The organism is Pantoea eucalypti, from assembly GCF_009646115.1.
Taxonomy (GTDB): Bacteria; Pseudomonadota; Gammaproteobacteria; order Enterobacterales; family Enterobacteriaceae; genus Pantoea; species Pantoea eucalypti.
This window is the reverse complement of sequence record NZ_CP045720.1, coordinates 4,027,614-4,035,995: the sequence shown is the minus strand read 5'-3', so window position 1 is coordinate 4,035,995 and position 8,382 is coordinate 4,027,614. Positions and strand designations below refer to the sequence as shown.

At 56.3% G+C, this 8,382-nt stretch carries 9 protein-coding genes; 7 read left to right on the top strand and 2 right to left on the bottom strand.

Annotated features, from left to right (window positions below; translation table 11 throughout):
• The first annotated feature begins 597 nt into the window (after positions 1–597).
• The 6 genes from rpmH to EE896_RS18750 all read left to right on the top strand — a co-directional run bounded on the left by rpmH (position 598) and on the right by EE896_RS18750 (position 5,295).
• Complete coding sequence (gene rpmH / locus EE896_RS18775; protein ID WP_003849659.1) at positions 598–738, top strand: 50S ribosomal protein L34; 141 nt, start codon at positions 598–600, stop codon at positions 736–738.
• Between the two features lie 14 nt (positions 739–752).
• A complete protein-coding gene (gene rnpA / locus EE896_RS18770; RefSeq protein ID WP_008926396.1) occupies positions 753–1,112 on the top strand; it encodes a ribonuclease P protein component in 360 nt (119 codons plus the stop codon).
• Positions 1,076–1,333 (top strand): membrane protein insertion efficiency factor YidD, encoded by a 258-nt coding sequence (yidD, locus tag EE896_RS18765; protein WP_008926397.1) that lies wholly within the window; start codon positions 1,076–1,078, stop codon positions 1,331–1,333. The genes rnpA and yidD overlap by 37 nt, the downstream gene beginning before the upstream one ends.
• Positions 1,334–1,335: 2 nt before the next feature.
• The gene (gene yidC, locus EE896_RS18760; protein ID WP_003849663.1) at positions 1,336–2,982 is read left to right on the top strand and encodes a membrane protein insertase YidC; all 1,647 of its coding nucleotides are present in this window, start codon (positions 1,336–1,338) and stop codon (positions 2,980–2,982) included.
• Positions 2,983–3,074: 92 nt separating this feature from the next.
• Positions 3,075–4,439: a tRNA uridine-5-carboxymethylaminomethyl(34) synthesis GTPase MnmE gene (mnmE, locus tag EE896_RS18755; RefSeq protein ID WP_039658654.1), complete on the top strand. Its 1,365-nt coding sequence runs from the start codon at positions 3,075–3,077 to the stop codon at positions 4,437–4,439.
• A gap of 265 nt (positions 4,440–4,704) precedes the next feature.
• Complete coding sequence (locus EE896_RS18750; RefSeq protein ID WP_003849667.1) at positions 4,705–5,295, top strand: malonic semialdehyde reductase; 591 nt, start codon at positions 4,705–4,707, stop codon at positions 5,293–5,295.
• Positions 5,296–5,338: 43 nt separating this feature from the next.
• Here the strand turns inward: EE896_RS18750 and EE896_RS18745 are convergent, their stop codons facing one another.
• Positions 5,339–5,806, bottom strand: coding sequence for a helix-turn-helix domain-containing protein (locus tag EE896_RS18745; protein WP_003849668.1), 468 nt, complete (start codon positions 5,804–5,806; stop codon positions 5,339–5,341).
• 332 nt (positions 5,807–6,138) lie between these two features.
• On the opposite strand from EE896_RS18745, the gene EE896_RS18740 reads away from it, so the two are divergent.
• Entirely contained in the window at positions 6,139–6,888 is a 750-nt protein-coding gene (locus EE896_RS18740) for a 4'-phosphopantetheinyl transferase family protein (RefSeq protein ID WP_078805068.1), read from the top strand.
• Positions 6,889–6,925: 37 nt separating this feature from the next.
• Here EE896_RS18740 and EE896_RS18735 read toward each other — a convergent pair whose 3' ends face one another.
• Positions 6,926–8,239 carry an NCS2 family permease gene (locus EE896_RS18735; RefSeq protein WP_008926398.1) on the bottom strand — a complete coding sequence of 438 codons (1,314 nt, stop codon included), beginning with the start codon at positions 8,237–8,239 and terminating at the stop codon, positions 6,926–6,928.
• Positions 8,240–8,382: the final 143 nt, after the last annotated feature.

The following is an 8,382-nucleotide window of genomic DNA, read 5'->3' as shown; positions in this document are numbered from 1 at the left end:
GGCGGACTCCACTCGTACAAATTCGAAAAGAATAGTAGGCGTTACTCTAAGAAACGTTCATTTTTGACACAGACACTAAGAAAGCGCCTGCGACCGCTATCAGCGGTTTTCCGTCCTGCAATCACCGGAGGATCGTCAGCGGAAGGGCGGATCATAGCGCAAAGCGAGGCAGAGATCTCCCCTTTCTACACAGTTTTGATCCTTTTTATCCACAGGCCAGAGGCGCGCAAAGAAGTTTACGCCAGTTGCGGGAAAAACCAGCAGAGATCTGACGCAATAGATGAAAATTTCGGACGTTATCTCATTTTATCCCCAGGATCCGGTGAGCCGATCGCAATAAGATCCCGCGCGATCCTTGCGCTTTAGTGCGGAGCCCGTATAATTCTCCACCCGACATTGAGCCATCAGGCGCAAAGTCGGGACTCTGCGGGCTGTATGCGGGTTTTCAGGCACTATGACACGCGAAGTAAATTGACTCGGGACTGTACAATTATTACAATCCCGCCTCTTTATTAAAGACACATTGAGGCGTAGGTCGATTTTCTGGCCCGAAACGCGTCACCCAGTGAAAATTTTCAAGTTTAGGTAGAAACCGCCATGAAACGCACTTTTCAACCGTCCGTACTGAAGCGCAACCGTTCACACGGTTTCCGTGCTCGTATGGCAACAAAAAATGGTCGTCAGGTTCTGGCACGTCGTCGTGCTAAAGGCCGTTCTCGTCTGACCGTTTCTAAGTAATAAAGCAAGCCCTGATGGGTAAGCTCGCATTTCCCAGGGAGTTACGTTTGTTAACTCCCACTCATTTCACTTTCGTCTTCCAGCAGCCACAACGGGCTGGCACGCCGCAAATTACTATTCTCGGCCGCCTTAACGCGCTGGGGCATCCCCGCATCGGTCTCACCGTCGCTAAAAAACATGTGAAACGCGCTCATGAACGCAACCGGATCAAGCGATTGACCCGCGAAAGCTTTCGTCTGCGTCAACATGAACTGCCGTCGATGGACTTCGTGGTGGTCGCGAAGAAGGGGGTTGCCGATCTGGATAACCGTATGCTGGCGGAAGCGTTGGAGAAATTATGGCGTCGTCACTGTCGCCTGGCGCGCGGCTCCTGATCGTCCTGATACGCGTCTATCAACGCGGTATCAGTCCATTACTGGGACCACACTGTCGGTTTCACCCGACCTGCTCTCATTACGGAATTGAGGCATTACGCAGGTTCGGCCTGATAAAAGGCAGTTGGTTGACATTAAAACGCGTATTAAAATGCCACCCCTTGAACCCGGGTGGTGACGATCCTGTGCCGCCAAAAACCTTTGATACCAGAGAACATTAACGATGGATTCGCAACGCAATCTCTTTCTCATCGCTTTTCTGTTCGTGACCTTTATGATCTGGCAAGCCTGGCAGACGGACCACGCTCCGCAGCCACAGCAGACGCAGACCACACAGGGCACCAACAGCGTAGCGGGTGATGCCGCCAGTCAGGGTGTACCGGCCAGCGGTCAGGGCCAGACGATCACCGTTAAGACTGATGTCCTGTCATTGAATATCAACACCCGAGGCGGTGATGTTGAACAAGCACAGCTGCTGACTTTCCCGGACAAACTGGGTTCAGACCAGCCGTTCCAGCTGCTTGAAACAACGCCAGCATTCCTTTATCAGGCTCAGAGCGGTTTAACCGGTCGTAATGGCCCGGATAACCCGAACAACGGTGCACGTCCGCTGTTCAACGCTGCACAGAATCACTTCGAGATGGCTGATGGCCAGTCCGAACTGCGTGTGCCGATGACCTATACCGCTGAAAATGGCGTGGTTTATACCAAAACCTTCATCTTCAAGCGTGGCGAATATGCCGTTAATGTCGATTATCATGTCAACAACACCACGCAGCAGCCGCTGGAAGTGTCGTTGTTTGGCCAGCTGAAGCAGACGATTGATCTGCCAAAGCATCGTGATACCGGCAGCAACAACTTTGCGCTGCACACCTTCCGTGGTGCGGCCTACTCCACCAGCGAGTCGAAATATGAGAAGTATAAATTCGACACTATCGCGGACAACGAGAACCTGAACGCGACCACCAGCAATGGCTGGGTGGCGATGCTGCAACAGTACTTTGCGACGGCATGGGTTCCGCGTACCGAAGGCACCAACACCCTTTACACCAGCAACCTGGGTAACGGCGTTGCGGCAATTGGCTATAAATCTGCACCGGTCACCATTGCCGCAGGCGCACAGCAGAATCTGGGTGCAACGCTGTGGGTCGGCCCGGAAATTCAGGACAAGATGGCCGCGATTGCGCCGCACCTTGATCTGACCGTGGATTACGGCTGGTTGTGGTTTATCTCTCAGCCGCTGTTCAAACTGCTGAAATTCATCCACAGCTTCATCGGTAACTGGGGCTTCTCCATTATCGTGATCACCTTCATCGTGCGCGGCATCATGTACCCGCTGACTAAAGCGCAGTACACCTCGATGGCCAAGATGCGCATGCTGCAGCCGAAAATTCAGGCGATGCGTGAGCGTCTGGGTGATGACAAGCAGAAGCAGAGCCAGGAAATGATGGCGCTGTATAAAGCAGAGAAAGTGAATCCGCTGGGTGGCTGTCTGCCGCTGGTGATTCAGATGCCAATCTTCCTGGCGCTCTACTATATGCTGTCAGGCTCGGTTGAACTGCGTCATGCCCCATTCGTTCTGTGGATCCATGACCTGTCAGCGCAGGACCCGTACTACATCCTGCCGATTCTGATGGGCATCACCATGTTCTTCATTCAGAAGATGTCACCGACCACCGTGACCGATCCGATGCAGCAGAAGATCATGACTTACATGCCGGTGATTTTCACCGTGTTCTTCCTGTGGTTCCCGTCAGGTCTGGTGCTGTACTACATCGTCAGCAACCTGGTCACCATTCTCCAGCAGCAGCTGATTTATCGCGGCCTGGAAAAACGTGGTCTGCATAGCCGCGACAAGAAGAAAGCGTAAGCGATTCAGCGCGGGAGTCATCCCGCCCTTAAATAGTCTATTCTCAGGCGGTCAAAGCGACCGCCTGTGTTTTTTGTAGCGAGAGAAAATTTATGAGCCACAGCGATACCATTGTTGCCCAGGCAACACCGCCTGGACGCGGCGGCGTAGGCATTCTGCGCGTCTCTGGCGCCCAGGCGGCAGAGGTTGCCCGCCAGCTGCTGGGTAAACTGCCTAAGCCGCGTTACGCCGATTATCTGCCGTTTACCGATAGTGACGGCAGCGTGCTGGATCAGGGCATTGCGCTGTGGTTTCCTGGCCCCAACTCCTTTACCGGCGAAGATGTGCTGGAGCTGCAGGGGCACGGCGGTCCGGTTATTCTTGACCTGCTGCTGAAGCGCATCGTGACGCTGCCTGGCGTGCGTATTGCCCAGCCGGGTGAGTTTTCTGAGCGGGCGTTTCTGAATGACAAGCTCGATCTGGCGCAGGCCGAAGCGATTGCCGACCTGATTGATGCCAGCTCTGAGCAGGCGGCACGGTCAGCGGTCAACTCGCTGCAGGGCGCGTTCTCCACCCGCATCAATCATCTTGTGGAAGCCCTTACTCATCTGCGGATTTATGTCGAAGCGGCTATCGACTTCCCGGATGAGGAGATCGATTTCCTTTCTGACGGCAGAATCGAAGCACAGCTGAATACGGTGATCGGCGACCTGGATGCGGTCCGCGCCGAAGCGCGTCAGGGCAGCCTGCTGCGTGAAGGGATGAAAGTGGTGATTGCGGGCCGGCCTAATGCGGGTAAATCGAGCCTGCTGAATGCGCTGGCGGGCCGTGATGCCGCCATCGTTACAGACATTGCGGGCACCACCCGCGACGTCTTACGTGAGCATATTCATATCGATGGCATGCCGCTGCATATCATCGACACCGCCGGTCTGCGTGAGGCCAGCGATGAAGTTGAACGTATCGGGATTGAGCGTGCCTGGCAGGAGATCGAGCAGGCTGACCGCGTGCTGTTTATGGTCGATGGCACCACCACCGATGCCACCGAAGCAGCGGCTATCTGGCCCGATTTTGTCTCCCGTCTGCCGCCGGAACTGCCGATTACCGTGGTCCGCAACAAAGCAGACGTCACCGGTGAGCCTCCCGGTCTGACAGAAATAAACGGTCATTCACTGATTCGTCTGTCGGCACGTACCAGTGAAGGCGTTGATGAACTGCGTGATCACCTGAAGCAGAGCATGGGATTTGCAGGCAACATGGAAGGCGGCTTCCTGGCACGCCGTCGTCATCTCCAGGCGCTGGAGCTGGCGGCAATGCACTTACAGCAGGGCCGAGCACAGCTGCTCGGTGCCCGGGCGGGTGAGTTACTGGCCGAAGAGCTGCGTGTTGCTCAGCAGGCGCTGAGTGAAATCACCGGCGAGTTCACCTCTGACGATCTGCTGGGTCGTATCTTCTCCAGCTTCTGTATTGGTAAATAGCCTCACTGGCCTGATGGCGATACGCTGTCAGGCCTGATTTCCCGCCTCGCGCTATCTTCTGCTATTCCCGCCTCTGCGTTCATTCTTGCTGATAAGTTATTTTGCGACGGCACCGCGTTGTCGTATAACGGTAGACGCGCCGATCTGACGGCGGCTACAGATTGCGGTGAATGATCCCCGCCTCATCCAGCCGCGTCGGGCCGGGCGCAAATCCACAACGTGAACACCCTTGGGCGAAGCTTTTCGCCTGTAACAGGAGAGTTACATGAGTACACCGCTCGACACTGCCGCACTGGACACGCTGTTTAATGACGCCCGCACTCACAGTTACTGGCAGGATAAGCCTGTCGATAACGCCCTGCTGGAACAGCTCTATGCCTTAACGGCACTGGGCCCGACCTCGGCGAACTGCTCGCCAGCGCGTTTTGTTTTCGTAACGTCTGCGGAAGGCAAAGAGAAGCTGAAACCGGCACTCTCTTCCGGCAATCTGGACAAAACCATGAGCGCGCCGGTCACGGTGATAGTGGCCTGGGATCGCGAGTTCTATGAACAACTGCCCGCGCTGTTCCCGCATGCGGATGCGCGTAGCTGGTTTACCGGCAGCCCGGAAGCGGCGAAAGAGACGGCTTTCCGTAACAGCAGCCTGCAGGCAGGTTATCTGATTCTGGCGGCTCGCTCGCTGGGTCTGGATGCCGGTCCGATGTCCGGTTTTGATCCGGCCAAAGTCAATGACGCGTTTTTCCCGGACGGTCAGTATCAGGTTAACCTGCTGATCAACCTCGGATATGGTGACGCATCAAAACTGCATCCGCGTCTGCCGCGACTGAGCTTTGATCAGGCGAGCCGCTTCGCCTGATGCTCTCCGCGTCGCGATTCAGTTCGTGACGCGGATCACCGCATTAACGGCGCAGCATTTTCTGCAGGCGCTTTTGCTGCCAGCGCTGCGTCAGACCATGAAACACAAAGGTCCGCATCGCCCGGACAATCAGCAGCGCTCCCCAGATTGCCGCAACCCAGAGCGACCAGTGATCATCCGGCGCCGTCACATGATTCAGGACGAACAGCAGTCCGCAAACCACCACCGCAGTAATCAGTGAACGGTAAAAGCGTGCTTCACCGGCGATCCTGCTGCGCGCATCAGTAATCCGCTGATCCAGCGCCTGATCCTCGCCGTTCTGCGGACCGGTCAGATCAGCAACGTTCACCTCAAAGACGGCAGCCAGCGCACTCAGGGTTTCCAGTCCCGGCCGCTCACCATTTTCAATACGCTGCACGGTGCGGGTGCTCAGTCCCGCCATTTCTGCCAGCTGTTCCTGTGACCACGCCCGTGCCAGGCGATGTTCTTTAAATCTGTTGATGCTGCTCATTCTTATTCTCCGAAGTAACAGACAGGAAGGAAAAGTGTGCGGCGGAACGTCCGGCAGTAACACGATCCTGACCCGACAGCAGCCTGACACCCGCATGACAGCAGTGTCGCAGCTACGCTGGCTGCCCGCGGGATGGCTAACCAGGCACGCGCATCAAACCCGGTTCTGCTGAGGGTGTCCCCTGATGAAACACCATTCGCCAGTTCTGACCCTCACGACGCCGCTCATCCTATTCTGAATTTAAACTAATGTTCGCGTTGACGGATGCAATGTGTTAAGAAAATTCCTACAATGCTTCTGATGATTATCTGACCATTTTCACGGAGCGACAGATGGCTGGTCATTTTGTACGCTGGACGGGCGACCCCGGCTTCCCGGCGAAAGATATGTGTATTCCCCAGGCGATTACCGACACGGCACAGCAGTTTGCTGACAAACGCCGTGGGCGATTTCTTGCCGCACGAACCCTGCTGGCACAGCTTATGCTGCGGGTTTATGGCATTCAGACACTGCCGCGCCTGATTATCCAGAGCAATGGACGTCCGGTGTTTGCTGACAGCGAACTGCCCGATTTCAGTATCGCCTATGCGGGAAATACGGTGGGCGTCCTGTTGGCCGAAGAAGGAGGACGTGCCGGTCTGGATATGGAGATCGTTCATGCGCGGAGCCGTCAGACGCAGGAGCAGCTGATTCAGGGATTAACCTCGGGCGAGATCGCCTGGATTAATGCCCAGCAGGATGCCATGGAAGCGGTGACGCAGATCTGGACGTTGCGGCAGAGCATTCTCAAGCTGACGGGAGAGGGTGATCGGGGACTGGATTCGCTGCGCCTGTTGCCGGGAGCGGGTCGGCTGCGATCGTCACTTTATCCTGATATCCAGGTGGTGTGCGATGCGGAGCCTGTGCTGGTCTGGTCGTGCGCGCTGTCGTCTGCGACCCAGCGTCTGCACCTGTGGGAGATGGATAGCGACTTTCAGTGGCGCGGATTACGCGAAATCGAGATGGGTAAGCCCAACATCGGGCCTCTTGCCCTGCGGCTGACCAGCCTGCCCAGCGAGCGCAGCCTGCATCCTGAAATGTAAAAAAGCCGCAACCCGAAGGTTGCGGCCCTGAATGTGCTTAGTGCCCGTCCACAAAAACAATCTTCAGAACAAACAGCAGCGCAACAATCACTACGCAGGGGCTGATTTCACGCCAGCGGCCGGTGCCGAGCTTCATTACGCAGTAAGCGATAAACCCCAGCGCAATGCCTTCGGTGATGGAAAAGCTGAAGGGCATCATGGCAGCGGTCACAAAGGCCGGAACGGCTTCGGTCAGATCATCCCAGCGCACGCGCGACAGGCTGGCGGTCATTAACACGCCTACATAAATCAGCGCGCCCGCCGCAGCGTAGGATGGCACCATTGCGGCCAGCGGTGACAGGAAGGTTACCAGCAGGAACAGCAGGCCGGTCACTACGGCCATCAGCCCGGTACGGCCCCCAATCGCCACGCCCGACGTGCTCTCGATATAGGCGGTCACGGATGAGGTGCCCGCCAGCGCGCCACTCACCGAACTAATGCTGTCGACATAAAGCGCCTGCTGCATGCGCGGGAAGGTGCCGGTTTCATCGGTCAGTCCCGCTTTATCGGTAACGCCGATCAGTGTGCCGGAGGAGTCGAACAGATTGACCAGCATAAAGGAGAAGATCACCCCCGCCATGCCAATGTTGAATGCGCCTTTAATATCGACCTGACCGACTACAGACGTTATCGATGGGGGTGCTGAAAACAGGCCGACAAACTTCACGTCGCCCAGCATCCAGCCGATGCCGGTGGTGATCACCATTGAGATCAACACCGCTGCGTGGATATTGCGTGATGCCAGAATGGCGATAATAAAGAAGCCGAGTGCGCCCAGCAGGACGCTGTGCGAGGTCAGATTCCCTACCGCCACCAGGGTATCGGGATTTGGTACGATAATGCCGGCATTTTTCAGCCCCATCATCGCGATAAACAGGCCGATACCGGCGGTGATGCCAACGCGCAGGCTCAGCGGGATATTGGCAATCATCCAGTAGCGCACCCGCAGCAGCGTCAGGATCAGCAGGCCAACCGCGCCCCAGAAAATCGCGCCCATACCGACCTGCCACGAATAGCCCATCGCCCCGACCACTACAAAGGCGAAGAAGGCATTCAGCCCCATTGCGGGTGCCAGCGCCACCGGCAGATTAGCAAACAGTCCCATCAGAATGCTGCCGAAGGCGGCGATCAGACAGGTGGTCACAAACACCGCCTGGGTATCCATGCCGGCGACGCCGAGGATCTGCGGATTGACGAAGACGATATAGACCATCGTCAGAAAAGTGGTGATACCCGCGATCACTTCGGTGCGCACCGTGGTGCCATGTTCCTGCAGCCTGAAGATGCGCTGCAAAACGCCTTGCTTGCTCATGCCATCCATCCAGAAGAAAAAATCATCGGCGCGTATCCTGGCGATTTTACCGGGGCAATACAATGATTTTTCGCAACCGATTGCCAGTCTCGCAATCTGCGCTGAGTGCGGTAGAGTGTGGAATACACCCCGAATCGAAGGAT